Origin of the sequence: Bradyrhizobium sp. 197, assembly GCF_023073375.1 — a bacterium.
Lineage (GTDB): Bacteria > Pseudomonadota > Alphaproteobacteria > Rhizobiales > Xanthobacteraceae > Bradyrhizobium.
In genome coordinates, this window is sequence record NZ_JADPJJ010000077.1 from 42,678 (window position 1) to 69,209 (window position 26,532).

The window sequence follows — 26,532 nt, forward strand, 5'->3', positions numbered from 1 at the left end:
GCAGCGATTGCCGCCAGCCATTTAGCAGAGGGAGCCCGCTCGTCATGACCAATATTGCTATCCTTCCGCAACAGCCGAGCATCTGGTGGGTTTTCCTGCTGCAGGGTTTTGCCGGTATCATCCTTGGCCTTATGCTTGTCACTCAGCCCGGAGCCACAATCCTGGCGCTCACAACCTTCCTGGGATTCTACTGGCTTATCACCGGCCTCCTTGCGCTGGTTCAGGTCTTCGTCGATCGCTCGACTCCGTGGATATGGTCCCTGCTTAGCGGGCTTGTCGGCGTTCTGGCTGGACTGTTCGTTCTAAGGCACCCTTTGGTTGCTTCCCTGACCGTGCCTACTGTGCTTGTCCTCATTCTCGGCGTGCAAGGACTTGTCATGGGCGCCCTGCAGATCATTGCCGGCCTTAAGGGTGGCGGCATCGGGCCGCTTATCCTGGGAGCGATCAACGGCCTGGTTGGTCTTCTGCTATTAGGGTCTCCGATCGCAGCCGCATTGGCCGTGCCGGTTGTCTTTGGTGCGCTGCTCCTCATTCAGGGGGCGGGATTGGTAATCCTGGCCTTTCGAGTTCGTAGCTAAGGCTTGGTCTTCGCTTCGAGGATTTCGGGATTCTGCCGAATTCGCATAGTGCGCGCGGCGCAGGCTGGGCACTCTGCTACTGAAGTGATCGGCAAGACGGAAGTCACATGAATTTCGCTCCCCAGTCTGATCCCAGGCGCGTTGAAGATTCACCGCATATAGAGATGGTGCACGTACCTGGCGGTACGTTTCGAATGGGCTCAAACAAGCACTATCCGGAGGAAGCGCCCGCCCACCGCGTCACCGTTGACGGTTTTTGGATGGACCGGACGCCTGTAACCAATCGCCAGTTCCGCGAGTTTATCAACGCGACCGGCTACGTCACCTTCGCAGAGATCACTCCCGACGCGAAGGATTATCCAAACGCATTGCCGCGGATGCTCAAAGCAGGCTCCCTTGTGTTCACCCCGCCCAAAGAGGCGGTGGACCTGCGTTACTGGGGGGAGTGGTGGACATTCGCCTTCGGCGCCAACTGGCGACGGCCCTACGGACGTCACAGCAATATCCGTGGGCTGGAAGATCACCCCGTCGTTCACGTCGCTTTGCGCGACGTGGAAGCCTACGCAAAATGGGCCGGGAAGGAACTACCGACCGAAGCCGAATGGGAGTTCGCCGCACGCGGGGGCTTGAGCGACGCGGAGTTCGCGTGGGGAGACGAACTGACGCCTGCTGGCAAACACATGGCAAACACCTGGCAAGGGAATTTTCCGCATGAGAACCTCGCAGCCGATGGCTTCGAACGTACCTCGCCGGTGACCGCGTTTCCGCCGAACGGCTACGGCCTCTATGACATGATCGGCAACGTCTGGGAGTGGACGGCCGACTGGTATTCGGCGAAGCACGATGCCGATGCGCCGAAGGCTTGTTGCGTTCCGCAGAATCCGCGCGGCGGCGCCGAGGGCGGGAGCTACGACCCGCGCACCCCGAATATCAGCATTCCCCGGAGAGTGCTCAAGGGAGGCTCACATCTGTGTGCGCCGAACTACTGCCGACGCTATCGCCCAGCAGCCCGTCATGCCGAGCCGATCGATACGTCTGCTAGCCATGTTGGATTCCGGTGCATCTCCAGGAGAAAATCCTGATGAGGAAGACCAACGCCTAGCTGCCATCTACCCATCTCAGCGACCTCGTTCCGCGACGGAGCGATCGTGCACAGTCCCTAAGCCATCCGCATGATCGGGTTGGGCTCGCAATTGGAGCGGTTGCCGTTTCCGCATAGTCGATCCCTAGAAACTCCGCCAGGATGGGTCGTGGGTCATTTTCGTTAGTGCGTCGGCTCACAATCTGTACTTGCGACGGCCGACATTCGTCAGGTGGAGAGCCTTCAGTACTTGCGCATACTGTTGTCGCTCTTGCCCCGCCGAGTCATGCCGCCTCGAGCCGACGCTCTCGTCATTCGGCTTCACGTGCTCACCAGGAAGGGAATCGTCATGAGCGACAAAAAGGCGTCAGAGAAGTCAGAGCTCGCTACCGGGCCAGGCAGCGCAGGATTGAAACGCCGCGAATTGCTATTGAGCGGCAGCTCTCTCGTCGCGGCCTCGGCACTCGCAGCCGTCGGGTTGACGAGCCCTGCCCAGGCGCAGCAGGCGACGACAGCACCCGCAGCTGCGTCTGCCGGACAAAAGCCCAACATTGTCGTCATCATGGGCGACGACATCGGCATCTGGAATCTTGGCGCTTACCACCGCGGCATGATGGCCGGCCGGACACCGAACCTGGACAAGATCGCCGCCGAAGGCATGCTGTTCACCGACTATTACGCCGAGGCGAGTTGTACGGCCGGTCGTGCCAACTTCATCACTGGCGAGCTGCCGATCCGCACCGGTATGACGACCGTTGGCCAAGCCGGCGCTCCCACAGGCCTGCCGGCGCAGGCCGTAACGATCGCTCAGGCGCTAAAAGGAATGGGCTACGCGACCGGCCAATTCGGCAAGAACCATCTCGGCGATAAGAACGAGTTCTTGCCAACCGTGCACGGCTTCGACGAATTCTTTGGCTACCTCTATCATCTGGATGCAATGGAAGATCCGGCCCATCCCGCCTATCCGCAGAATCTGCTGAACACCGTCGGTCCGCGGAATATGATTCATTCATATGCGACCAGCGTTGACGACGCCACGGTAGATCCGCGCTGGGGCAAGGTAGGCAAGCAGAGGATCGAGGACGCCGGAACGCTCTACCCGAAGCGAATGGAAACTGTGGACGACGAAATTCGCGACCTCTCGCTGGCGTTCATCGATAAAGCGAAGGCCGAGAACAAACCGTTTTTCCTGTGGCTCAACCCGACCCGCATGCACATCGTCACCCATCTGTCGCCGAAATATCAGGCGTTGCGCAACTCCAAGAACGGCTGGACGATCCATGAAGCCGGTATGGCGCAACTCGACGATGACGTCGGCATTGTCATGAAGAAGCTCAAGGACATGGGTGTCGACGACAACACCATCGTCATCTTCACGACCGACAATGGCACCGAAGTGTTCACCTGGCCCGATGGCGGACAGACGCCATTCGCGCAGAGCAAGGGCACGGTGATGGAAGGCGGCTTCCGCGTCCCAGCAATGATCCGCTGGCCCGGCAAAGTGCCGGTGGGCAAGGTCGAGAATGGCATCATCTCCGGCCTCGACTGGTTCCCGACGCTTCTTGCTGCCGCGGGCAATCCCAACATCGTCGAAGAATTGAAGAAGGGAAAGCAGATCGGCGAAACCACGTTCAAGTGCCATCTCGATGGTTATAATCAGATGGATATGATCACCGGTCAGGGGCCGTCGAAAAGGCACGAGATCTGGTACTTCGGCGAAAGCGAGCTCGGCGCGGTGCGCATCGATGACTACAAGTTTCGGTTCATCGACCAGCCTGGGGGCTGGCTGGGTGACAAAAGCAAGCCGGATGTACCCTACATAACCAACCTGCGCCTCGATCCGTTCGAGCGCACGGGCTGGCCGAACAACGGGACCAAGGAAGGTGCGCAGCAATACTTCGACTGGTTCAAATATGAATTCTGGCGCTTCGTATTTGTTCAACAACAGGTTGAAAAGCTGGCGATGACTGCGATCGAGTTTCCGCCGATGCAAAAGGGCGCGAGTTTCAATCTTGAGGCCGTGAAGGCGAAAATCGCCGCGGCCCAAGCTGCAATCGCTAGGTAGAATGAGCTTTGGTTGACTAACTTCGGACGGGTGCCTTGATAGCGAGGCACCCGTCATTCCATGTGGTCGTACGCCTTCAGCTCAAGCGCCGTTTCGTGCCGTCCTTCTTTGAGAAGATGCCGCGCGCCGAGTGGGGAACGAGGCTTGTGCGTCCTCGCATTATTGGTCGCGCCGGCTGCAGGCCTTGAGGCATACGGTCCAACTGATGCCTCCGTCCTATGTGAAGCCCCACGTCAAGCGGCAGAAGAACGACAGCACCGACGCGGAAGCTATTTGCGAGGCGGTCACAAGGCCTAACATGCGGTTCGTGGAGAGCAAGACGATCGAACAACAGAGCAGTCTGATGCTTCATCGCGTGCGCCATCTCATCATTCGCCAGCAGACTGCCGTCATCAACTCGCTCGCGACTAGCGCCGTTGCCGGTGCTGAACCGATGCCAGGGATCGCATCTAGTCGCTTGCTTGTCGCGTTTGATCGATGCCAAGCAATAATGCGCCTATCGAACTCCAGGATCTGCGAACTCCAGGATCTGAGCCTTCAGTGTCCGCAACTGACTGCCGATATCCGCAAGACACGCGCGGGCAACCCCGGGACCCGGCAGTCAGCTGGATCGGCGAAGCCAACAGCTGTTCGACACCCCTGCGCGTTGCCGGACAAGCTTGGCAGTATCAGCAAGCAAGGCGATCGCAATTTGGGCAGCCGGATCACGGCGGGCGCACTCGCCGTGATCCGCTATGAATGCGTGCTTTTGATCGGGACCTGATCCGCGGAGGGCATTATGGCGAGCGGTCATGAGTACCGCTCGAGAAGGCCGAACACATGGCTGCTTCGCCCAACGCTGCAAGTGAAGGTTCTCCTTGCGACCCGGAGCGACCTTCTTCGTTCCGTAGCGATGGGGCCTTCCCGTGCATCTCCAGGAGAAGTCCTGATTAGAAGAGTGACGCTCTAGCTCAGATCAGCCGCCCGAGCAGTGACTCCGCGTCGCTCGGGCAAAGCCTCGGGTCTCCGCCAAGAAACTCCCTCGTTCGAAAGACGCAAGGCCTTGGGGTTGGGCTGATTCCCCGAGATGATCAGGAGCAGAGAGAGAATTGAGGCTGTGGGGAACTCCTACCAGCGCGAGATCACGCCCCGAGCACTTCTATCAAGCGGCTGGCATTTCGTAAGTATTATCAAGGTATTGGTGAAAAGTAGCCGTTCAGCAAAAAGTGATATTTGTGCAACATCCGTCCAAAAACGCGCCATTCAGGCCTCAACAAAGGCAGTCTGTCATTGATTGATCGGAGGTCTTCGCTTCTTATCGTGAGTGCGACGGAGGGGGGCATCCCAAGGTCGTCCCGTTTAGGTCTTTCGCTGAAGCAGACCATCGTTACAGGGACGCGTTGAATTTCGACGTGTTTTTGCGGGTAGCTCAAACGGCTTTGTACGAGCAATTGTACGGGGCTTCAACTTGGAGGTTAACATGAAGTTCAAGGGCCTTTTGCTCGGTTCCGCGGCAGCGTTGCTCGCCGTTGGGGGAGCACAAGCGGCTGATCTTCCCGTAAAGGCCAAAGCGGTCGAGTACGTGAGGATCTGTTCGCTCTATGGTGCCGGTTTCTACTATATCCCGGGCACTGACACCTGCATCAAGCTGGGTGGTTATCTGCGCGCCGAAGTCGCCATCAACGCGACCGATTTCAACGGTAACTTCAGCAGCACCCAGGGTGCTCAGAACCGTCTGACGAACTACTACGTCACTCGCGCCCGTGAAGACTTCAACGTCGACACGCGCACCGCGACCGAATACGGCGTGGTTCGTACCTTTGCGGATGTGGTGTTCTCGTGGACCACGGATGCGTACTCGGGCAGCGGCACCACTCCTGGCGCGACCGTTTACTCGCAGCTCGGCGGCACGGGCGTTAGCGCGCCCAACAATGCCAACGCAGGCGCGATCGCTGGCGGTACGCTCGGCGTGTACTACGCCTTCATCCAGTTCGCCGGCTTCACCATGGGTAAGGCCGTCGCGCAGTTCGACGCTCCCTGGACCAACTATCCGGGCAACAACTTCGACGGTCTGACGGGTGGCGGCGGCACGGTCACTGGTGTGAACCAGTTCACCTACACCGCTGACTTCGGTCAGGGCATCACGGCCGCGATTTCGGCGGTAGACCCGACTGCCTACTATCAGAGCAACCTGTACAACACCAGCGCCGGCGTTTCCGTCGCGGGTTTCGGCGCGGGCGGCTACGGCATCAACGCCTTCGGTGGCACCCGGTCTCCTGACATCCAGGGTATGGTCCGCGTTGACCAGGCCTGGGGTCTCTTCCAGTTGTCCGCAGCGGCGCATAACAACCACGTCGGGTACTACACTGGCTTGCCCGCGGCGGCTGCGATTGCGGGAACCGAAGCGGCCGGTCACCCGGGCGACAAGTGGGGATATGCTGTGCAGGCGGCGTTGTCCATCAAGAACATCCCGACTGGTGCCGGCGACACGCTCAACGTGCAGGCGGTCTACACGGACGGTGCGACCCGCTACAACTTCCAGAGCTTGGCCTCGCAGAACTATGCAATGTTCGGCGGTACCGGCCTGGCGGGTGCCTATCAGAGCATTGGCCTTGCCGGCGCTGCTGACGGTGTGTTTGCCAACGGAACCGGCATCTCCACGGTTACGAGCTGGGGCTTCCGTGGCGCCTTCACCCACAACTGGGATGCGTTCTGGAACACCGCGATCTACGGTTCGTACTCTCAGCTGAAGTACGGCAACGGCGGTTCGGCTCTCGTCTGCGGTGCTCTCCTCGGTTTGGGCGCAGCCACTGCGGGCATCACCACCTGCAACCCGGACTTCAACCTCGGCACGGTCGGTCTCATCACCCGCTGGACCCCGGTGAAGAACCTGACCTTCTCGGCGGACGTGGCCTACACCATGCTCGACCAGAAGTACGCTGGTACGATCACCACGCCTGCCGCTGCGCCACTCGTGGCAAAGCCGGGTGCCACCTACGAGCTGAAGGATCAGAGCACCGTCAGCGTGCTGCTCCGCGCTCAGCGCAACTGGTAAGTTTGGTCTAACGACCTGACCTCCAAGGCCCCCGGCGGGAAACTGCCGGGGGTTTTCGTTTGTCGCTGACAGTGCGAAGGGCCTCATGGCGCGGGCATCAACAGATAAGGCACGAGGACCCGCTCCTTTTGAACGGATAAGCAGGTTGGTTAGGTTCCTGAGTGCATCTTTGACGGATGTTCAGACCATTCGGGCCGATATGCTGCAGCTGACTGTGCCGCGGTGGAGTGAACGGTACCGACGGCAACACCTCGGGCGGTTCGCTCGGCGTGCACTACGCCTTCATCCAGTTCGCTGGCTTCACCAAAGGTAAGGCGGTGTCGCAGTTCGACGCGCCCTGTTCGTCACGGGCCAGCCAGCAGGAAACGGTCAAGACCTGGGGCTTCCGCGATGCGTACACCCATAATTGGGATCCGTACTGGAACACCGCGATCTACGGTGCCTACGCTCTGGCGCAGTTCGGCACTCTCGCCAAGACGACACCAGAAGTATGCCGGTATCGTCACCGCGGCCGCTGTGACCGCGATCCCCGCCAAGCCGGTCGCGGCTTACGAGCTCAGGGATCAGGACTCGCTCGTCCTGCTCCTCCGCGCTCGGCGCAACTGGTAAGTTCGGTCTAACGACCTGGCCTCCAAGGGCCCTCGGAAGGAAACTGCCGGGGGTTCTTTGCATTTTGATGCCTCCCGCAGCGGCCGAGAATCGGGCCAGCCTAAACTTGCTCTCCACCCAGCAAAGGTGAGACGAACGTCTCTCGACCGGTTTCTCGGCTAAGCTTCTCGGCTAAGCTCCTCGGTATGGCTTGATGATCGTTCAATGCAAACGAAATGCGACTGGACATGGATGCGCTCGTGCGGTGGCACTCGGACGCTACAAAATTCTGAGCGTTGCCAACCGTCACCCGTCGGGCAAAACACCCGCCACCCCGTCAACCCCTCCTTGCAGAAATATTCCACTTTACCGAAATTCGGTTTTGACGTATGTGTCGCCCATCCCGGCTCACCCTTGAGGGGCGACCATGTGTCGTGATGGTCGTAGAGCCGGGCTTGCGGTGGACGCGACAGCGTCGGGCGCGAAAGTGCGGGCAGGGCGGATTGCTCTCCGTGAGCTCAGAACTTCGTGCCGACGAGCGGCGCTGTCAGGTTCGTCTCGTCATCAGGTCGGCGGCAACGTGCACAACGTCGTCGAAACCGGTGGCGACAAGCGAGCCGTGCGTACGGCAAAACCGTGTGGTCCTGGCCGTCGTTGCTACGGTCAAGCCTTGGCGGATGCGGCACTTGCGTCAACCGGCGCGGTGTCCGCGACTTTCGTGAAGGCGAGGGAGGCCAACAGGAACTCGGCTCCCGGGAGAGCACGGCATAAGCCGTAAAGCCACTGCGCAGGGAAGGCCGAGTGATTTGGCTACACCTGTATGCTGCTGTGCGGTTTCCTTGCGCTACCTTTCGCGCAGCGGACCGTGGGTGCCAGCCGGCACCCGGCCTTCCCTGCGCCCTCCTGGACAAGAGGGTGAAGCGACGAAGCAAAGCTCGGGCGAAATGCGCCGCGAGGATGCGAAGCCGTGGCATGACGGCCATCTTAAGCGCAATTTCCCGCACGATCTTCTCAGTTACCAGCGCCGACGTGGCAAAGGACGCGCTGTTGTTGGCCGGAGCGTGCGCTTTCGTGTTCTGCTTTCGCCTACCCATGGCCTGGATTTGAGCGCCGGATTCTTTTGATCGTCTCAGTGGAGAGAGCCACGAATGTCGTACCACGCTGTGCGTGCTGACGTTGGCGTTGGCAAGATAGCGCTTCTGATGCTCCCGAGCGGACAACCGGAGGCGCGATTGATGCTTAAATAGAACTGATAATTTTCGTATCTTGCCCCGGCCTGGACGGCTGAGCCCGCGCGTTGATCGTGCTCGAACACTTCAAAATCGACTGGCCAGGCACTTCCAGAGTAGCGCTGGAAGCACGCCAATTTGCTTGACTCAAATCCGCAGGTGAGCGCGCCCGGAGTTCGCGAGCGGCCGCGTCGGATTATAGCAGTTGACTAGTTCTAAAAAAGAACTGTATCTTCGAAGAAGAGACGGCCGGTCGTAACGGTCGCGATATGCGGTTGCAGCCCTGGATGGGTCCGGTTCAGCGAAGTCGAATTCGGCTTGGAGGACGCAGGGCGCGAGCAGGCAGCCGCACAAATAACAGCGCTATGTCCCCGAAAAGGGCGTGGCGCGTTTGGGAGGACGAGAAAATGACGCCGACATGGAAGCTCGTTGCTGCGCTGACATTACTCTTGTGCGGCCCGGCACTCGCGGCAGACGAACCGGGTCTCTGCGACCGAGATCAAGATCGGCGGGGTGTTTCCGTTCAGCGGACCGGCGTCGTCGATCGGTCTCGTGGGCAAGGGACTGATCGCCTACATTCAATCCTTGAACGACCGCGGCGGCATCAACGGACGCAAGATCAACTACATCGCCTATGACGACGCGTACAGCCCGCCCAAAGCGGTAGAGCAGGTCCGCAAGCTCGTTGAGAGCGATGAAGTGGCGTTTATGTTCGGCCAGCTCGGTACTCCCGGCATTTCGGCGACGGCGAAATATTTGAAGGCGAAAGGCGTGCCCAGCATCGCAATCGTCAGCGGATCATCAAAATTCACCGACGTCGCCGCTTACCCGCTGACCACGACGGGCCTTGTCAGCTACGATACCGAAGGAAAAATCTACGCCAAATATCTGACCAAGACGCTGCCGAACGCCAAGTATGCGATCCTCTATCAAAACGACGACCTCGGCAAAGATTACGTCAATGCCTTCAAGACGTTTCTCGGCAAGGACTACGATCGAAAAGTCGTCAGCGCTTCCTACGAGGTCACCGAACCGACCGTCGATTCACAGATCACCAATCTGAAGAGCTCCGGCGCCGACGCGTTGATGATCGCGGGAACACCGAAGTTCGCCGCGCAGGCAATCAGGCAAGCCTCTTTGATCGGCTGGAAGGCGACCGTCATCATCGACTTTCCGTCCGGTTCGGTTGGAGGCACGCTCACCCCGGCCGGCCTCGACAAATCAGTCGGCGTGATCGTCGGGACGATCAACAAGGATATCCTGGATCAGGCGTGGAAGGACGACCCTGCCATGCAGGCCTATCGGAGCTTTCTCGACAAATATTTGTCGGGTGTCGATATCACCAACGGCAGCTATCTGACCGGTTATCAGCAAGGCATCCTGCTCGAGCAGATCCTGAAGCAATGCGGAAATGATCTGTCTCGCCAGAACGTTCTTGCGCAGGCCAAGAACCTCAGGGATTTCGTCGTCTCGACCGCGCTGCCGGGGATCAAGGTCAATACCAGCGGCGCCCAGAACATGATCTGGACGCAGATGCGGTTGCAGCGATGGTCCGGCACGAGCTGGGAAGCTTTCGGGGAAGTGCTGGACGCGAGCTCCGAATAAGCGCGCAACCGGCAAGGTGGCGTATCCGGCACGGCTTGCGTGCCGGCCGCCCGCGCGATTGTCTTTCCAGCAATTACGGAGACCATCTCGATGTCGACGAAGGCACTGAATTTTGCGCCGCGGGAGGTTCGCATCGAGCGTCGCCCCGACGGCGCGCTGATCTTGCGTTCGCCCCTCGAATGGGCGCCGTGCGACTGGCGCGTCGCCGATTTTCTGCCGAGTTGGGCAGCTGCCGTTCCGGACCGGGTTTTCCTTGCGCAACGCAATGCCGGGGGTGGATGGGACGAGATCACCTATGGCGAGGCATGGTCGCAGGTCCAAGCAGCCGGCCAAAGCCTGATCGATATGGGCGCAAAGCCCGCCGACAAGCTGGCAGTCCTGTCAGGAAACTCGATCGAGAACGCGGTGATCTCGTTTGCGGCCATGTCGATCGGGGTCATCCTGGCGCCAATATCGCCAAACTACACTCTGATGCTCGGCGGCCTGGCTCGTCTCAAGGATATCGCGGAAACGCTGCGCCCGAATTTTGTTTTTGTTCAGAGCGGACGCGATTTTTCCGCGGGCCGCGCCATTCCCGAGTTGGCGGAAGCGGCCTGGATCAGCGTCGATGGTGCGCCGGATACGGTGCCTTTCCGCACCCTTGCGGCGCGAACCGGGAGCGAAGGGTTCGAGCGGGCATCACGCGCCGTGTCTTGCGATGCCGTCGCCAAAATTCTCTTCACGTCCGGTTCGACCGGCTTCCCGAAAGGCGTGCTCAACACCCACCGCATGATGGCAAGCTCCCTGCAAATGGGGAGCCTGCTGGTGTCGCCTCCGGAAGCGCCGGTTCAGGTGGAGTGGCTACCCTGGCACCATACGATGGGCAGCAACGTCATCCTTCACGGCATTCTCAAGAACGGCGGGACGCTCTACATCGACGATGGCCGGCCGCTGCCGCAGCTCTTCCACAAGACGGTTGCAAATCTCAAGGATGTTTCGCCGACCGCCATGTTCAACGTGCCTGCCGGCTATAATCTCCTGTGCGACGCGATCGAGAACGACCTTGATCTTGGTGCCAGCGTGTTCAAAAGGATGGATCGGCTAAGCTATGCCGGCGCCGCCATTTCACAGGCCACGCTGGAAAAGCTCTATCGATTGACGTTTGCGGCCACCGGCCGGCGAATTCCGGTCATGTCCGGCTACGGCGCCACCGAAACGGCCCCGACAATCGCCACCACCCATTGGGCGACCGACCAGCCGGGAGAGATCGGTCTTCCAGCGCCAGGCCTGCAACTGAAACTGATCCCTGTGTCCGATACCTACGAGGTCAGGATCAAGGGACCCAACGTCACTCCCGGTTATCTCGGAAGGCCGGATTTGACGGAGCAGGCTTTCGACGAGGAAGGATTCTACCGCATCGGCGACACGGTCTCGTTTCTGGATCCCGAGAAGCCGGAGCGCGGCCTGCGGTTCACCGGCAGAATCTCCGAAAATTTCAAACTCGCGAACGGCACGTGGGTCACGATCGGGAATATGCGCGCGGCACTCCTGGCGGCAACGCGTGGCGTATTGCTGGACATCGTCGTCGCGGGAGAAAATCGTGAATCGTGCGCGCTGCTCTGCTGGTTGAATCCCACCGAGGCGGCGAGGATTTCGAAAACCTCGGCCCCGGATCTGACCAGCGACCGTCTCGTGCTCCAGTTTTTGAAGGATCGTCTTCAGGAGTACAACGAGACCGTTGGAAGCAGTGAAGCAATGTGTTCTTTCTCGCTGCTGAAGGACGCGCCGTCATTGGCGGCAGGAGAAATCACCGACAAGGCCTATGTCAATCAACGTGCGGTGCTGAAACACCGCTCTGAACTGGTGGAACGTCTATACTGCAACGAGGCACGTCAAGACGTGATCCGGGTCTGAGGGCTGGTTCAGCCGTTCGCTACCGTTGCGGCTTTCGATGCGCTCTCGAGCGATCGACCTCAGGCGGCGCTCCGGCGGGTCTTTGCCTTCGGCTTCTCTGGCGCCGCTATTGCCGGGGTGCGGCGAGCACCGGGGCCGGGGTGGGTATGAACCTCCTTGGCCGAAAGCGGTTCGCCGCATTCGGAGCAAATCATGACCGGATCGAAGTCCTTGCCGCATTTGCGGTGTTGATGCAGCAAAGGCCGCCCGCGCGCGTCGACCATATGAGTGTCGCCCCAGTGCACGATCGCCATCATGATCGGATAGAGATCGAGCCCCTTCTGGGTGAGGATGTATTCGTGCCGCTTGGGCGAGTCCTGATAGGGGATACGACGCAACACGCCCTGCCGGACCAGCTTCTTCAGCCGTTCGGCGAGCAGATGGCGTGTGATACCGAGCGAAGATTGAAATCCCTCGAAGCGGCGTGTGCGCAGGAAGCACTCACGCAGAATCATGAGGGTCCAGCGATCGCCGATCACGCCGATGGTCCGGGCCATCGAGCACGGCTCTTCCTCCAGCTCACCCCATTTCATTCAAGATCTCCAGTCTGCCACGGCTTCCGCTCGAATCGTCCAGGGAGCTTTTGGTCCCGCTACCATTCTAGATCGGTACCTAACTCGAAACAATCCCTTGCCAAGTAGGTAAACCAGCAGGGATTACGCCAGAATTGACAGTTCGTTTTTAGAACTGTATCAACAGTCAGGAGCCTGGGTTCGGCTGGCCGACCGTCGAACCCCCACCATCCAACGCGTTTTCCGGGAGAGGCCGACATGCCCCTGAAGGTTGAATTTCAGTTCGATTTCGGCAGCCCCAATGCTTATCTGGCGGAAGTCGCCATCCCGGGGATTGAGCAGCGCACCGGAGTGAAATTCGAGTATGTCCCGGTTTTGCTTGGCGGCATCTACAAGGCGACGGGGAACATGTCTCCGTTCGACTCGCTCCGTGGCATCAAGAACAAGCCGGAATACCAGGCGCTGGAGACCCAGCGGTTTATCCGTCGCCACAACATCACGAAGTTCCGCCAGAATTCGTTCTTCCCGGTCAACACGCTGATGCTGATGCGCGGTGCTGTCGCTGCGCAATTCGAGGGTGTGTTCCAGCCCTATTTCCGAGCCGCCTACCATCACATGTGGGAAGAGCCCAAGAAGATGGACGACCTCGAAATCTTCCGGCGTGCTTTTACCTCCTCGGGCATCGATATCGACCGGCTGCTCGCACGTGCGCAGCAGGACGACGTCAAGAAGAGGCTGATCGATGTGACCAACGACGCCGTGAGCCGGGGGGCATTCGGTTCGCCGACATTCTTCGTCGGAAAGGAGATGTTCTTCGGCAAGGACCAGATTCGCGACGTCGAGGAGTCGATCGTCGAACAGACCAGGCAACCCCTTCCCAAGACCGCCTAGCGGCACCGGCTGTCCGGTTCAGGCGAAAGCCAAGCACCCGGATCAAAAAATGAAAAGTAAGCTCAGGGAGAAAGCCATGCCTGGCCCGCTTAGCGGTGTTCGTGTCCTCGATCTGACTGGCGTCGTGTCGGGTCCCTTTGCGACCATGTTCCTGGCGGATCAGGGCGCCGACGTGCTGAAGATCGAGCCGATCGGTGGCGATATCACCCGCCGCAGCCGTGCCACCATCGACAAGGATGGAGAATTTTCGGCGCTGTTCATCTCCTCGAACCGTGGCAAGCGTTCGCTGTCGATCGACGTCAAGAGCCTCGCCGGTCGCGAGGTGCTCGGCAGGCTGATCGCGCAGGCGGATGTGCTGGTGCAGAACTTCCGGCCCGGCACCATGGAGCGCCTCGGTCTCGGCGCGGAGGAATTGCGTCAGCGCCATCCGCGCCTGATCTACGTTTCGATCAGCGGAGTCGGCGATACCGGTCCGTATGTCAAGAAGCGCGTCTATGATCCGATCATCCAGGGCCTGTCGGGGTTCGCCGATATCCAGTCGCAGCCGGTCACGAACCGGCCGCAGATGATCCGCACCATCGTATGCGACAAGACCACCGCCGTGTTCACCGCGCAGGCGGTGGCGGCCGCGCTCTATGCGCGCGAGAAGACCGGGCAGGGCGACCACATTCAGGTTGCGATGCTCGATGTGATGATCTCGTACCTGTGGCCGGAGGGGATGATGCAGTACACCGTGGTCGGCGCCGAGGCGGCCGCTGCCGATCCGAATGACCGGCCGGATCTGGTGTTCAAGACCAGCGACGGTTACATCACCGCCGGCACCATTTCCGATTCCGAATGGCAGGGATTTTGCCGTGCCTCCGGCGATCCCGAGCTTGCCAAAGATTCCCGGTTTGCGACGCCGTCGGCGCGTTCGGTCAACGCCACCGCGCGGATCAACAAGATGGCGGAGTATATCGCCCAGCACACGACGGCCGAATGGCTGGAGCGGCTGGATGCCGCGGACGTCCCGTGCGCGCCAATATTGCGGCGAGGCGAAATCATTCACAACGAGCAGGTGGTCGCGCGCGGCATCATCGCGGAATTCGATCAGCCGAAGGTCGGCCGGGTGAGGCAGCCGAAGCCGGCGGCTCGCTTCGAAATCAATGAAGCCGCGATCGGCGGACCTGCGCCGCGGGTCGGCGAGCACTCGCGCGAGGTGTTGCGCGAGCTTGGCTACGACGACGGCGCCATCGACAGGATGGTCGCCGAACGCAGCTTGCGCGTGGCCGTCTGATCCGAAGCCCTTCTCGCGACCGCCGAGAGGTTCTCAGATCTTCGCCGTCGCCGGCGCAATCGGTCCCGTCGGAACATTGGCCTCGACGGCGCGCCGATAGGCTCCTCGGCCTTTGATGCGTTCAAGGTAGGGTTGCGCGTTGTCGCAAATGTCGACGCCGTAAGCGACGGCCCAGTCCAGACACGTCGCGAGGAGGATGTCGGCGCTGGTGAATTGCTGACCCATCAAGAACGTCCGGCCGTCTGCCAGCGCGACCTCCACGTGTCGCAATTGTTGCCGGAAGTATTCCCCGGCTTGTGCGACAACCTCGGGCGCAACTCCATAAATGTGTCCCAGCGCATCGGCGCGGTGGCGGCGCATGACGTAAAGGCTCGTGGAATCGAGTTCGGCCACGATAAAGAAGCACCATTCGAGCCACGCGGCGTAATCGCGGGTGGCGTCCGGAATCAACGAGCATTCCGGCGTGGAATACATCCGCGACACATAGGCAACGATCGCAGCACTTTCGCCGATGCAGAAGTCGCCGTCCTGCAGCAGCGGGATCTTCTGGCGGGGATTGAGCTTGGTGTATTCAGCGGTCTTGGTCTCGCCTGTCCGTGGCCCGATCGGCTTGACGCTGTAGGACAAGCCAAGTTCGTGCATGGCCCAGTGCGCACGGATCGTGCGGCTCGTACCGGCGCCCCACAGGGTGAGATCCGTTGTGCTCATCACCACTTCTCCACTGACGGGCGAAGGTCGAGTTCATGGGTCCAGCCGTCGCGGCTTTGCTGATGGGCGAACCAATACGCTTCAGCAATAGAGGACGTCTTCGTCAGGCTGTCCCGGGGAATATCGCTTGCCTCGATTCCTTTCGCCGCTTTCATGCGCTGGTGAATGGCCTCGCTGTCCACGCCGGCGTCGATAATGAGGTGGACGACGTGGATATTCTTCGGTCCAAGCTCGCGCGCCATGGCCTGGGCTACCGCGCGGAGGCCGAATTTCGCCGAGGAGAACGCCGCAAAACCCCGGCCGCCCCGGATGCTGGCGGTTGCCCCGGTGAAGAAGATGGTACCGCGTCCGCGCGGAAGCATGACGCGCGCTGCCTCGCGTCCGACCAGGAATCCGGCATAGCAGGCCAGTTCCCACGCCTTGAAGAAAAGCTTTTCCGTGGTGTCCGTCAGCAGCTTGTTGACGTTCGATCCGGCATTGAAAAGGCAGACCTCGATCGGTCCGATATTCTTTTCGACCTCGGCAAAGAGCTTCTGGACCTCGGCTTCCTGACGAGCATCGACGCTGAACGCGTGAATGCGGTGGCCCGCCGCGGCGAGTTCATCCACCAGTGCTTCGGATTTCGCCGCGTCACGCCGGCAGATACAAACCGTATAGCCGCCATTGGCGAACCGCCGGGCGACGGCCGCGCCGATGGCGTCGCCTGCGCCAACGAGTATTGCTACGCCGCGATTTTCCATCCGTTTCTCCCGTTGGTATAAGTTCTTATTTGGTACTATAGATACTTGTTGTCGGCTGCGTTGTAAAACAGAATTCTATAAACTGTCGGAAAGCGGCAGGTTTGCTGTCCCGTTGAAACGAGAGAGCCAAGTCGGAATTAGCGATTGACGAGTTCTAAAAAAGAACGTTAACTTCATGCCGCTGCACCGCGGCAAAAAGGCGGCGCACGTTTTTCGGGAGTGTGGCGGTGGCGGGTCTTTCAGAGGCGATCGATCTCGATGAGATTGCTGTAGGGTTGCCGCGCCGCATCCATGACGTGACGGCCGACCATGCCGCCGATGCCCCGGATCGAATCGCTCTGGTCGAAGGCGGCGTCGGCTGGAGCTATCGTGACCTGGACAGGCGGGTCAGCGAGACAGCCGCCGTCCTCTCCTCACTCGGGGTGCGAGCAGGCGATCGGATGATCATCGTCAGCGAAAATTGCATTTCGCTGGCGGCCTTGCTCCTTGCGGCGAGCCGGATCGACGCCTGGGCAATCGTCGCCAACCCGCGATTGTCAGCGCGGGAGCTCGACCAGATTCGCGACCACAGCGGCGCCCGCCGGATGTTCTTTGCATCGGATGTTTCGAAGGAGGCCGCAGCCCACGCATCGCGCCTAGGCGCGGAGAACAGGCAGTTGGGCCCGCTGCCGAACATCGGCGTCGGGCCACTCAACGAAAATGCAACGGTCGAGCCGGTGGAAGCGGACCCCGCGAAGCAACTTGCGGTGCTGATCTACACGTCGGGCACCACGGGGACGCCGAAGGGCGTGATGCTCTCTCATGACAATTTGCTGATCAGCGCCAGGACCACAGCGCATTTCCGCAAGATGAATCGAGACGACAAGATCTACCTGGTGTTGCCAATCTCGCATATCGTCGGCATCTCGCTCCTGATCATGACCTTGATGGTCGGCGGCACGGTGCGGATGGTCAGCAAATTTGATCCCGCGGCGACGGCAAAGGCGCTGGCGGAGGAGGGGATAACCATCCTCAACGGCGTACCCGCCACCTATCAGCGCCTGCTGGAGTACAAGAGTGTGTCGGGTCTGCATCGGCTCGATCCTGGCTCGTTGCGCTTGATCGCCGTGGCCGGCGCGCCGCTCGATCTCAATCTGAAATCGCGAGTGGAGCAGGAGCTCGGCCTGCCGCTTCTCAACGGCTACGGGATCACTGAATGTTCGCCGGGGATATCGGGCGTGCGCTTCGACGCACCGCGTGCCGATCAGGCGGTCGGCACGCTGCTGCCGGGAATAGAGGGGCGCATCCGGACTCTCGACGGCAGACCGGCGTCGAAGGGAGAAGTCGGAGAGCTCCACGTCCGCGGGCGCAACGTGATGCGGGGCTATTACCGCGCCCCGGAGCTGACGGCCAAAGTGATCGACAGCGAAGGCTGGTTCAATACCGGCGATCTAGCCCGTTTCGACGGCGATTGCCTCTATATTGTCGGTCGCACCAAGGAAATGATCATCCGCTCGGGCTTCAACGTCTACCCCGCCGAGGTCGAAGCGGTCCTCAGTTCGCACAAGGACGTCGTGCAATGCGCGGTGGTCGGCCGTGCCGCCGACGGCAATGAAGATGTCGTGGTCTTTGTGCAATTGCTGCCGGGGACGCAGGTGACGCCGGCGGATCTCATGAGCTTCGTCCGGATCCAGCTCACCTCCTACAAGCGGCCGTCCGAAATCATCGTCCTGGATGCCTTGCCGGCGACGTCTACGGGCAAGATACTCAAGCATAAGCTCGCGGAGTCCTTGCGCGCGGAGGGCGGAGTCCCTCCGGCGCCGATCGTCCCGCTTCGCACACAACAGATCTAACCTGACCGGGAGAAGACCCTTGCAAAAGAGAAACGCGACCGTGGCCGTGATCGGCGCCGGTGATTATATCGGCAGCGAGATTGCAAAGAAGTTCGCCTCCGAGGGCTTTACGGTGTTTGCGGGACGCCGCGACGGCGCCAAGCTCGAACCGCTGGTCAAGGAGGTCGAGAAGGCCGGCGGCGAAATTCACGCGCGCGCGCTCGATGCGCGCAAGGAAGACGAGATCATCTCCTTCCTCGGCGATGCCGACAAGCACGCGCCGCTCGAGGTTTGCATCTTCAACATCGGCGCCAACGTCAACTTTCCGATTCTGGACACGACCGAGCGGGTGTTCCGCAAGGTGTGGGAAATGGCTTGCTACTCCGGCTTCCTCGCCGGCCGTGAGGCCGCGCGCCTGATGCTGCCGCGCGGCCGGGGCAATATCTTCTTCACCGGTGCGACGGCGAGTTTACGCGGCGGAAGCGGCTATGCGGCCTTCGCCAGCGCCAAGTTCGGCCTGCGGGCGGTCGCGCAAGCCGCGGCGCGCGAGTTGGGCCCGAAGAACATTCACGTTGCACATCTGATCATCGATTCCGGGGTCGACACGGAATGGGTACGGCAGCGGCGGATCGAGGCGCTTGGTCCGAACGCGCTGGATGATCCCGACCTCCTGATGCCGCCATCGTCGGTCGCCGAATCCTACTGGCTGCTCTATCAGCAGCCCAGGAGCGCCTGGACCTTCGAACTGGAGATTCGTCCCTTCGGCGAGAAATGGTAGCGGGAGCTTTCACGATGGAGCTCAATCTTTCCCGTGAAGACGCTGCGTTTCGTGACGAGCTGCGCGCTTTCATTGCGGAAAACTATCCTCAGGAAATGCGCGTTCCAAACCCCGAGACCGATTTGACCAAGGAGCAGTCGCTGCTCTGGCACAGGATGCTCTACAAGAAGGGTTGGATCGCTCCGCTGTGGCCAAAGGAATATGGCGGCCCGGGCTGGTCGGTCACGCAGCGCTTCATATTCGAGCAGGAGACGTCACGGGCCGGGACGCTGCCGCCGCTCGCGTTCAGCGTCACCATGGTCGGCCCGGTCATCTACACCTTCGGCAACGACGCGCAGAAGAGGAAGTATCTGCCGCGAATCCTCTCCGGCGAGGATTGGTGGTGCCAGGGCTATTCGGAGCCCGGCTCAGGGTCCGACCTGGCATCAGTCCGCACCAAGGCGGTGCGCGACGGCGACCACTATGTCGTCAACGGCCACAAGACCTGGACGACGCTGGCCCAACATGCCGACTGGATCTTCTGCCTGGTGCGGACCGATCCGTCGGCAAAACCCCAGGCCGGCATTTCCTTCCTGTTGATCGACATGAAATCGCCCGGGGTTACCGTGCGGCCGATCATCACCATCGAGGGATCGCACGAAGTCAATGATGTCTTCCTGGAGGACGTGCGCGTCCCCGCGGAGAATCTAATCGGCGAAGAGAACAGGGGTTGGACCTACGCGAAATTTCTGCTCGGGAACGAGCGCACGAGCATGGCCGGGATCGGCCGGTCGACCCGTTATCTCGCGCGTCTCAAGCAGATCGTGCGAACCGAGGTCGGTGAGGGCGATCCGGCGTTCGGAGAGTTCATCAGGGAGATCGCGCGCGTCGAGCTCGATGTGCTCGCACTGGAGGCGACGGAGCTGCGCATCGTTGCCCAGATGTCGCGCGGCATCGATCCGGGTCCGGCTGCATCGTTGTTCAAGATCAGAGGCACGGAGATATTCCAGCGCATTACGGACCTGACCCATCAGGCGATCGGCAATTACGGGCTGGCCATCCGCGAGCACCCGGTAACCGCCAACCGGTTCATGCCGGGACCGGACTATGGACACACGGCAACCGAGAAATATTTGAACTCCCGAAAGCTGAGCATTTACGGGGGATCGAATGAAATCCAGCGCAACATCATCGCGAAAGCGGTGCTCGGTCTCTGACGACATCGCACGGGGTATCTCATGGACATCCAGTTGACGGAAGAGCAGGAGTTGCTCCGTTCGAGCATCCAACGCTTTCTGCGCGAGCAGTACGACTTCGATGAACGCCGCAAGATCGTCTCGACCGATGAGGGCTGGAGCCGCAGGCACTGGAAGGCTTTCGCCGAGCTTGGACTCTGCGCGGCGCCGTTCCAGGAGAGCTCCGGCGGCCTGGGCGGCGGCTCGCTGGCAACCATGATCGTGATGCAGGAGTTCGGCCGCAACCTCGTCGTCGAACCGTATTTCGAGACGGTGGTTCTCGCAGGCGGCCTGATCGAGGACGTCGCCTCGCCGGAACAGCGTGAGGCATTGCTGCCGAAGATCATGGAGGGTGAGGCGATATGGGCGGTGGCCTGGGCGGAAGGGCGATCGCGCTATGATTTCAACAACGTCACCACGACAGCCCGGCGCCAGGGTGAAAGCTTTGTCCTGAGTGGGACCAAGGCCGCGGTGGTCGGTGCACCGTGGGCCGACAAGCTGATCGTATCGGCGCGGACGTCCGGTGGTCCTCACGATCGGGATGGCGTGAGCCTGTTTGTCGTCGATAGCCATTCGACCAATCTCCATTTGCAGAGCTTCAAGACCATCGATGGACGGCGCGCTGCCGAACTGACGCTGATGAACGTCGAGGTGCCCGCCGGCCAGCTGCTCGGCCGCGAAGGCGAAGGCGTTGCGGCCCTCGAGGCCTGCCGCGAGCGCGCCATTGCGGCGCTCTGCGCCGAGGCGGTCGGGGTGATGTCCGTGCTGAATTCCGCGACGCTCGAATACAGCAAAACCCGCAAGCAGTTCGGAGTAGCGCTAGGGACCTTTCAGGTGTTGCAGCACCGCATGGTCGACATGTTCATCGCGCTCGAAGAGGCCATCTCGCTCACCCAGCATCTGAACCTCAGCCTCGCCGCTCAGGAGCCGAATGGATCGAAACTGGCGTCTGGTACCAAATCCAAGGTCGGCTACGCAGCGCGCTTCGTCGCAGAGCAGGCGGTGCAACTGCATGGCGGCATGGGCATGAGCGACGAACTGAACGTCGGCCATTACTTCAAGCGAATAAGCTCCATCAACATTCAGTTCGGAGACCCCTCCTATCATCTGATGCGGTACGCGCAGCAGAGCTGAATCTCCATTCAACGCAGCAACTCGCCTGCCGTACCCCAACCCGAGGTAAAAATGACCGAAGCCGTGATCGTCTCGACCGCGCGTACTCCCATTGGCAAGGCTTACAAGGGCGCGCTCAATCACACCGAAGGCGCGACGCTGCTCGGGCATGCCATCTCCTCGGCACTGTCGCGCGCGAAGGTCGAGGGCGCGGAGGTCGAGGATGTCGTGATGGGCTGCGCCATGCAACAGGGCACCACGGGGACCAACATCGCGCGCAAGGCGCTGCTGCGTGCCGGACTTCCGGTGAGCGTGGCCGGAACGACGATCGATCGCCAGTGTGCGTCCGGGCTTCAGGCGATTGCGCTGGCTGCGCGTTCGGTCATTTTCGACGGCGTTGAGGTTGCCATCGGCGGCGGCGGCGAATCCATCAGCCTGGTCCAGAACAACCAATACAACAGCTTTCATGCCGTCGATCCGGAACTGCTCGCGATGAAGGGAGACGCCTACATCGCGATGCTGGACACCGCCGAGGTCGTAGCGAAACGCTACAATATCTCGCGTGAACGCCAGGATGAGTACAGCCTGGAGAGTCAGCGCCGGACGGCAGCTGCGCAGCAGGCCGGCCGGTTCACAGACGAACTCGCACCGATCAAGACGACCATGGCGGTCACGGACAAGGCGAGTGGCGCTGTGTCCTATCAGCAGGTGACGCTGTCGGCTGACGAGGGGCCGCGTCCCGATACGACGGCCGAAGCTCTCGCAGGCGTCAGGCCGGCCAAGGGGCCGGGCTTCACGGTCACCGGCGGCAATGCCAGTCAGCTTTCCGACGGTGCCAGCGCCGCTGTCATCATGAGCGACAAGCTGGCGGCGCAGAAGGGGCTGGACCCGCTCGGTATCTTCCGCGGCTTTGTCTCGGCGGGCTGTGAACCGGACGAGATGGGCGTTGGTCCGGTCTATGCCGTGCCCCGCCTGCTCAAGCGACACGGACTTAAGGTCGACGATATCGATCTCTGGGAACTGAACGAGGCATTCGCGGTGCAGGTGATCCATTGCCGCGACAAGCTCGGGATCGACCCTCACAAGCTCAACGTCAACGGCGGCTCGATCGCGGTCGGCCATCCCTACGGCATGACCGGGGCGCGGCTGACCGGCCACGCCCTGATCGAGGGCCGCCGGCGCAAGGCCAAATACGCTGTCGTCACCATGTGCGTGGGGGGCGGCATGGGCGCAGCAGGGCTGCTCGAAATCATTCATTAGACAACTCGGCAGAACCGGACGTCCATCAACATACTGGAGGCATTTGTGAAGACAGCAATCACCGAAATGTTCGGCGTCGAACATCCGATCATTCAGGGTGGAATGCACTATGTGGGGTTCGCCGAACTTGCGGCCGCGGTGTCGAATGCCGGCGGGCTCGGGGTCATCACCGGCTTGACGCAACGGACGCCGGAACTTTTGGCCAAGGAGATCGCGCGCTGCCGCGACATGACGGACAAGCCGTTCGGCGTGAACCTGACCTTTCTGCCGACCTTCACCGCGCCGCCTTATCCGGAATACATCGCTGCCATCAGGGAGGGCGGCGTCAAGATCGTCGAAACTGCTGGGCGCAGCCCCGAACAGTACATGCCCGCCCTGAAGGCAGGCGGCATCAAGGTGATCCACAAATGTACGTCTGTGCGGCACTCGCTCAAGGCCGAGCAGATCGGCTGCGATGCGGTCAGCGTCGACGGTTTCGAATGTGGCGGCCATCCCGGCGAAGACGACATGCCCAATATGATCCTGTTGCCGCGTGCGGCCGAAGAGCTGAAAATACCCTTCGTTGCCTCGGGCGGCATGGCCGACGCACGCAGCCTGGTTGCGGCACTCGCAATGGGCGCCGCCGGCGTGAACATGGGCACGCGCTTTATCGCCACCAAGGAAGCGCCGGTGCATGAGAACGTCAAGAATGCGTTGGTCAAGGCATCAGAGCTGGACACCCGGCTGGTCATGCGTGCGCTCCGGAATACGGAGCGAGTCTTGAACAACAAGGGTGTCGAGCAGTTGCTCGAGATCGAGCGCGCGAAGGGCAAGAGCCTCGAGATCGACGATATCCACGACCAGGTGGGGGGCGTTTATCCCAAGGTGATGATCGACGGCGATATGGACGCGGGCGCCTGGAGCTGCGGCATGGTCGTTGGACTCATTCGCGACATTCCGACCGTGAAGGAGCTGATCGATCGCATCATAGCGGACGCCGAGCGACTGATCAGGGACCGACTTACAGGATTCCTCGATGCCGACAGCAAGGCAGCCCTGAAGGTCGCGTGAAGGCACGCCGGGAGCGGCGCGAATGGCCGAAGAGAATAGCGGTTGTTAGGAAGCAAGGAATACTTGCCATCAATGGCCCGTTGGCAAGAGTTCAGAATGAATTGGCGAAGCGGTGCTCTGGAAGTCCCTGTGCGATGCCATGAATGGCAAGAACATGACCCGCTTGGGGTTCAAGGCTTAATTGCTCGCGATCCAGAAACTTCCTCGCCGTCGTAACGAACAATGTCTTCAGATCAGGTCCGCCGAAGCACAGGCAGGTCGGATTGGTCGCCGGCACCGGAATAACGGCGTCGATCCGGCCGTCCGGTCGGTAGCGTATCACCCGGCCGCCGGAGAAGAATGCGGTCCACAGCCCGCCGGCAACGTCGATGCATGCGCCGTCAGGCCTCTCCCCGGAGGCGCTGTAGTCCGCGAACAGTCGTCTGTTGCGGATCGCGCCGTCATCGAGATCGAAGTCGAACTGCCAGGTGCGGTATCGCCTCGTATCCGTGAAATAGAGCGTGCGATTGTCGGGTGAGAACGCAATGCCATTCGTCACGATGACATCGCCGAACATGTGCGCTGTCCGGCCGTCCGCATCCACACGATACAGCGACCCGGTCGGTCGATGCAGCTTGTTGTCCATGGTGCCGATCCATAGCCGGCCCCGCGCGTCGACGCGTCCGTCATTGAGGCGGTTGTCGGGACCGCTTTCGACCTCACAGAGCGGACTTGAGAGCTGACTTGGAGGACCGTCGCCGGACGAGCGGCGATGAAGGCGCAGATCCTGCGCGAGCAGGTGGGAGCCATCTGCCGTCAGAGCCTGACTGCCGAGGAAGCTGCACGCGTACGGAAAGACCTGATGAGCGCCGGTTGCCGGATCGAAGGATTGATGCAACTGCCGGTCGATGTCGACCCACCACAGCTTGCGGGAACGGTCGCACCACAACGGCGTCTCGCCGAGAATGTCGGCCGCGGCCACAGCGGTCTCGACCCGATGCGCGGGGATCAGGCCGGCGGTCATCCCGATATCCGATTCCAGCCACGAGCGCTGTCTCCGAAAGCCTCGTATCCGTCCGTGGTGACAACGATCGTATCCTCCAGCTTGATGAAGCCGCGCGCGTGGGGCAGCGTGGTTTCAATCGAGATGACCATGCCGGCTTCAAGCGGTTCGTTGGCGTCGTCGGCGGGATAAGGGATCGGGCCGCTCGACGTCAGACGCGGCGCTTCGTGGCTGACGATCCCCATTCCATGGGCGACGAAATGCATTTGCTTGCTGTAAGCGGACCGCGCGAGCGCTTCGTTGGCCGCGGTGTAAATGCCGCTGCCGGCGAGGCCGGCGCGGATCGGCATTCGGGCTGCCTGCTGGATCAGGTCGATCTCGCCGAGTAGATCGAGAAGCTCGCCGTCGGGCGCCCCGTGTACGGCCATCCGGCAGAGGTCGCCGATGTAGCCGCGGTAGTTGCCGCCCGAATCCAGTGAGACGACGTCGCCCGGTTCGAGACGCTGCTCGGATGGTGCCCGGTTGAGGCTCGTTCCCAATGTCACCAGCGCGTATTCGAAAATCATGTCCCGGGATAGCTCGGCCTGCCGCAAAAGATCGATGATCTCGCGCTTGCTCTGCCCGGGGCGGGTCTGGTTGACCGCAGTCATCATGGAGGCGACGACACGCTCGGAGGCTTCGCGGAGGACGTCCAGCTCGGGCGCCGTCTTGACGGCGCGCAGCTTCTCAAGCGGGCGCATCGCCTCGACGAACTGGCAATGGCCGAACTCCCTGCGCAGCACGTCCGCCGCATCGGCCGGCAGAAATGAGCCCTCGATTCCGACACGGAGCGCAGATGGCGCGACGGACTTCAGCTGCTTGACGGCGAGTGCCATCGCCTCGACCGTGGTCGACGATCCGAACACGATCGCCGGCATCCAATAGCCGTCGCTCGTCCGGTTCTGGACGCTGTCGCGCTCGTTCCGGTTCGCGATATAGGCCGACTTCTCCAGTGCGCCCTTCACATAGACGAAAATAGGCAGGTACCGGCTGATGCCGATCGCCTCCATATAGTCGAACTGGAAGTGATAATAGCCGCCAAGAAGGTATTGGATATTGTGCTTGGAGGTGACGATCAGCACGTCGATACCGGCATCGTCGAGCAGGCGGTCGAGTCTGGCCGTGGAGAAGGGAACGCCGCAACGCATGTGTTTCTCGCTGCTCGACAATTATGCCTGACGCTCCGGCGCCAGGCCGCGGGCGATCAACCCTCGTTCCAGGAGGCGAGGGCATGCGCGACGCAGCCGTTGATGTGCTCGGTGAGCACGGCCCTGGCACTTTTGATGTCGCGCTTGAGGGCGCATTCCAACAGCGCCTTGTGCTGATTGATCGTCTCGGCGCCGCGGTAGCGCAGCGCATAGCGGAAATATTTGTCGAACACGACCGCGTGGGTCTGCATCAGCTCGCGCGAACCGCAACTCGAAATGAGCGCCTGGTGGAATTCGCCGTCGTAGCGTTTGCGCAGCTCAGGATCGTCGCCTTCGCTGAGGACGGTGCGTTCGGTCGCCGCCAGCTTGTGATGCGCTGACACCACCCGGCCTTCCCACTCCACGTCGCCGGCCCGGAACGACTCGGCCATCGCATGATGTTCCAGCAGGATGCGGAGACCGGCGAGCTCACGCAGGTTCTGGATGGATATCGGCGCCACCTCGAAGCCGCGCTGACCTTCCGCGACCACGAAGCCCTCGGACGTCAGCCGGTTGAGGATCTCGCGCAGCGTGGAGATGCTGACTCCGTAATCTTCCTTCATGGCGTCGAGCTTGAGCCGCCCGGAGGGCGTCAGCACGCCGAAAATGATGTCGGATCGAATCCGCTGATAACCGCTGTCGCCCGCCGACAAGGGCCTACCCTCAAGTGACGTCATGCTCTCCGATCCCGCAAACGCGCGCGCAACGCCCTGTGATGGGGCGGCCGAACTATCAATGTTACCAGCAATATAGCAGACACATAGCGTCGTATGTAATCAAAAATCTCAGATAAATTACGTTTTATCATTTGACTGTGAAAAATAGTTATGTTTTTTGATTGACCTGAGGGTGCAGAAAA

Annotated in this window: 20 protein-coding genes and 2 pseudogenes; 16 read left to right on the top strand and 6 right to left on the bottom strand. The window is 61.0% G+C overall.

Annotation, left to right across the window (positions count from 1 at the left end; translation table 11 throughout):
- The first annotated feature begins 44 nt into the window (after nucleotides 1-44).
- The 8 genes and pseudogenes from IVB27_RS18200 (at nucleotide 45) to IVB27_RS18240 (ending at nucleotide 12,073) form a co-directional block, all read left to right on the top strand.
- The gene (locus IVB27_RS18200) at nucleotides 45-578 is read left to right on the top strand and encodes an HdeD family acid-resistance protein (RefSeq protein WP_247444734.1); all 534 of its coding nucleotides are present in this window, start codon (nucleotides 45-47) and stop codon (nucleotides 576-578) included.
- Between the two features lie 107 nt (nucleotides 579-685).
- Nucleotides 686-1,660, top strand: coding sequence for a formylglycine-generating enzyme family protein (locus tag IVB27_RS18205; protein ID WP_247444735.1), 975 nt, complete (start codon nucleotides 686-688; stop codon nucleotides 1,658-1,660).
- 348 nt (nucleotides 1,661-2,008) lie between these two features.
- Entirely contained in the window at nucleotides 2,009-3,724 is a 1,716-nt protein-coding gene (locus IVB27_RS18210) for an arylsulfatase (RefSeq protein ID WP_247444736.1), read from the top strand.
- 205 nt (nucleotides 3,725-3,929) lie between these two features.
- The gene (locus IVB27_RS43630) at nucleotides 3,930-4,487 is read left to right on the top strand and encodes a transposase (RefSeq protein WP_524536490.1); all 558 of its coding nucleotides are present in this window, start codon (nucleotides 3,930-3,932) and stop codon (nucleotides 4,485-4,487) included.
- A 696-nt stretch (nucleotides 4,488-5,183) separates the two neighbouring features.
- Nucleotides 5,184-6,758, top strand: a complete 1,575-nt coding sequence (locus tag IVB27_RS18220; protein ID WP_247444737.1) for a porin — start codon at nucleotides 5,184-5,186, stop codon at nucleotides 6,756-6,758.
- A gap of 257 nt (nucleotides 6,759-7,015) precedes the next feature.
- Nucleotides 7,016-7,367: pseudogene (locus tag IVB27_RS18230) on the top strand (porin); the annotation flags it as partial.
- A 1,615-nt stretch (nucleotides 7,368-8,982) separates the two neighbouring features.
- Nucleotides 8,983-10,180: pseudogene (locus tag IVB27_RS18235) on the top strand (ABC transporter substrate-binding protein).
- A gap of 39 nt (nucleotides 10,181-10,219) precedes the next feature.
- On the top strand, nucleotides 10,220-12,073 hold the full coding sequence (locus IVB27_RS18240) for an AMP-binding protein (protein ID WP_247444738.1): 1,854 nt from the start codon (nucleotides 10,220-10,222) through the stop codon (nucleotides 12,071-12,073).
- Nucleotides 12,074-12,132: 59 nt separating this feature from the next.
- On the opposite strand, the gene IVB27_RS18245 is transcribed toward IVB27_RS18240, so the two are convergent.
- Nucleotides 12,133-12,645 (bottom strand): winged helix-turn-helix transcriptional regulator, encoded by a 513-nt coding sequence (locus IVB27_RS18245; protein ID WP_247348488.1) that lies wholly within the window; start codon nucleotides 12,643-12,645, stop codon nucleotides 12,133-12,135.
- A gap of 237 nt (nucleotides 12,646-12,882) precedes the next feature.
- On the opposite strand from IVB27_RS18245, the gene IVB27_RS18250 reads away from it, so the two are divergent.
- Nucleotides 12,883-13,515 (top strand): 2-hydroxychromene-2-carboxylate isomerase, encoded by a 633-nt coding sequence (locus IVB27_RS18250; RefSeq protein WP_247444739.1) that lies wholly within the window; start codon nucleotides 12,883-12,885, stop codon nucleotides 13,513-13,515.
- A gap of 76 nt (nucleotides 13,516-13,591) precedes the next feature.
- Complete coding sequence (locus IVB27_RS18255) at nucleotides 13,592-14,791, top strand: CaiB/BaiF CoA transferase family protein (protein ID WP_247444740.1); 1,200 nt, start codon at nucleotides 13,592-13,594, stop codon at nucleotides 14,789-14,791.
- 33 nt (nucleotides 14,792-14,824) lie between these two features.
- Here IVB27_RS18255 and IVB27_RS18260 read toward each other — a convergent pair whose 3' ends face one another.
- Together IVB27_RS18260 and IVB27_RS18265 are read right to left on the bottom strand one after the other, a co-directional pair.
- A complete protein-coding gene (locus IVB27_RS18260) occupies nucleotides 14,825-15,499 on the bottom strand; it encodes a glutathione S-transferase family protein (RefSeq protein ID WP_247444741.1) in 675 nt (224 codons plus the stop codon).
- Nucleotides 15,499-16,239 carry an SDR family NAD(P)-dependent oxidoreductase gene (locus IVB27_RS18265; RefSeq protein WP_247444742.1) on the bottom strand — a complete coding sequence of 247 codons (741 nt, stop codon included), beginning with the start codon at nucleotides 16,237-16,239 and terminating at the stop codon, nucleotides 15,499-15,501. The genes IVB27_RS18260 and IVB27_RS18265 overlap by 1 nt, the downstream gene beginning before the upstream one ends.
- Before the next feature lie 227 nt (nucleotides 16,240-16,466).
- Here IVB27_RS18265 and IVB27_RS18270 point away from each other — a divergent pair, with 227 nt between their 5' ends.
- Genes IVB27_RS18270 through IVB27_RS18295 form a run of 6 tightly spaced genes read left to right on the top strand, consistent with a single transcriptional unit; the run spans nucleotide 16,467 to nucleotide 23,465 of the window.
- Nucleotides 16,467-18,071, top strand: a complete 1,605-nt coding sequence (locus tag IVB27_RS18270) for a class I adenylate-forming enzyme family protein (RefSeq protein ID WP_247444743.1) — start codon at nucleotides 16,467-16,469, stop codon at nucleotides 18,069-18,071.
- A 19-nt stretch (nucleotides 18,072-18,090) separates the two neighbouring features.
- Nucleotides 18,091-18,828, top strand: coding sequence for an SDR family oxidoreductase (locus tag IVB27_RS18275; RefSeq protein ID WP_247444744.1), 738 nt, complete (start codon nucleotides 18,091-18,093; stop codon nucleotides 18,826-18,828).
- A 14-nt stretch (nucleotides 18,829-18,842) separates the two neighbouring features.
- On the top strand, nucleotides 18,843-20,024 hold the full coding sequence (locus IVB27_RS18280; RefSeq protein ID WP_247444745.1) for an acyl-CoA dehydrogenase family protein: 1,182 nt from the start codon (nucleotides 18,843-18,845) through the stop codon (nucleotides 20,022-20,024).
- A gap of 21 nt (nucleotides 20,025-20,045) precedes the next feature.
- Nucleotides 20,046-21,176, top strand: coding sequence for an acyl-CoA dehydrogenase family protein (locus tag IVB27_RS18285; RefSeq protein ID WP_247444746.1), 1,131 nt, complete (start codon nucleotides 20,046-20,048; stop codon nucleotides 21,174-21,176).
- 51 nt (nucleotides 21,177-21,227) lie between these two features.
- Nucleotides 21,228-22,415 carry an acetyl-CoA C-acyltransferase gene (locus IVB27_RS18290; RefSeq protein ID WP_247444747.1) on the top strand — a complete coding sequence of 396 codons (1,188 nt, stop codon included), beginning with the start codon at nucleotides 21,228-21,230 and terminating at the stop codon, nucleotides 22,413-22,415.
- A gap of 45 nt (nucleotides 22,416-22,460) precedes the next feature.
- The gene (locus IVB27_RS18295; RefSeq protein WP_247444748.1) at nucleotides 22,461-23,465 is read left to right on the top strand and encodes an NAD(P)H-dependent flavin oxidoreductase; all 1,005 of its coding nucleotides are present in this window, start codon (nucleotides 22,461-22,463) and stop codon (nucleotides 23,463-23,465) included.
- 91 nt (nucleotides 23,466-23,556) lie between these two features.
- Here IVB27_RS18295 and IVB27_RS18300 read toward each other — a convergent pair whose 3' ends face one another.
- The 3 genes from IVB27_RS18300 to IVB27_RS18310 are packed head-to-tail and all read right to left on the bottom strand — an operon-like array spanning nucleotide 23,557 to nucleotide 26,350.
- Entirely contained in the window at nucleotides 23,557-24,468 is a 912-nt protein-coding gene (locus IVB27_RS18300) for an SMP-30/gluconolactonase/LRE family protein (RefSeq protein ID WP_247444749.1), read from the bottom strand.
- Nucleotides 24,465-25,634, bottom strand: coding sequence for a M24 family metallopeptidase (locus IVB27_RS18305; protein ID WP_247444750.1), 1,170 nt, complete (start codon nucleotides 25,632-25,634; stop codon nucleotides 24,465-24,467). The genes IVB27_RS18300 and IVB27_RS18305 overlap by 4 nt, the downstream gene beginning before the upstream one ends.
- 56 nt (nucleotides 25,635-25,690) lie before the next feature.
- The gene (locus IVB27_RS18310; protein ID WP_247348462.1) at nucleotides 25,691-26,350 is read right to left on the bottom strand and encodes a GntR family transcriptional regulator; all 660 of its coding nucleotides are present in this window, start codon (nucleotides 26,348-26,350) and stop codon (nucleotides 25,691-25,693) included.
- Nucleotides 26,351-26,532 lie beyond the last annotated feature (182 nt).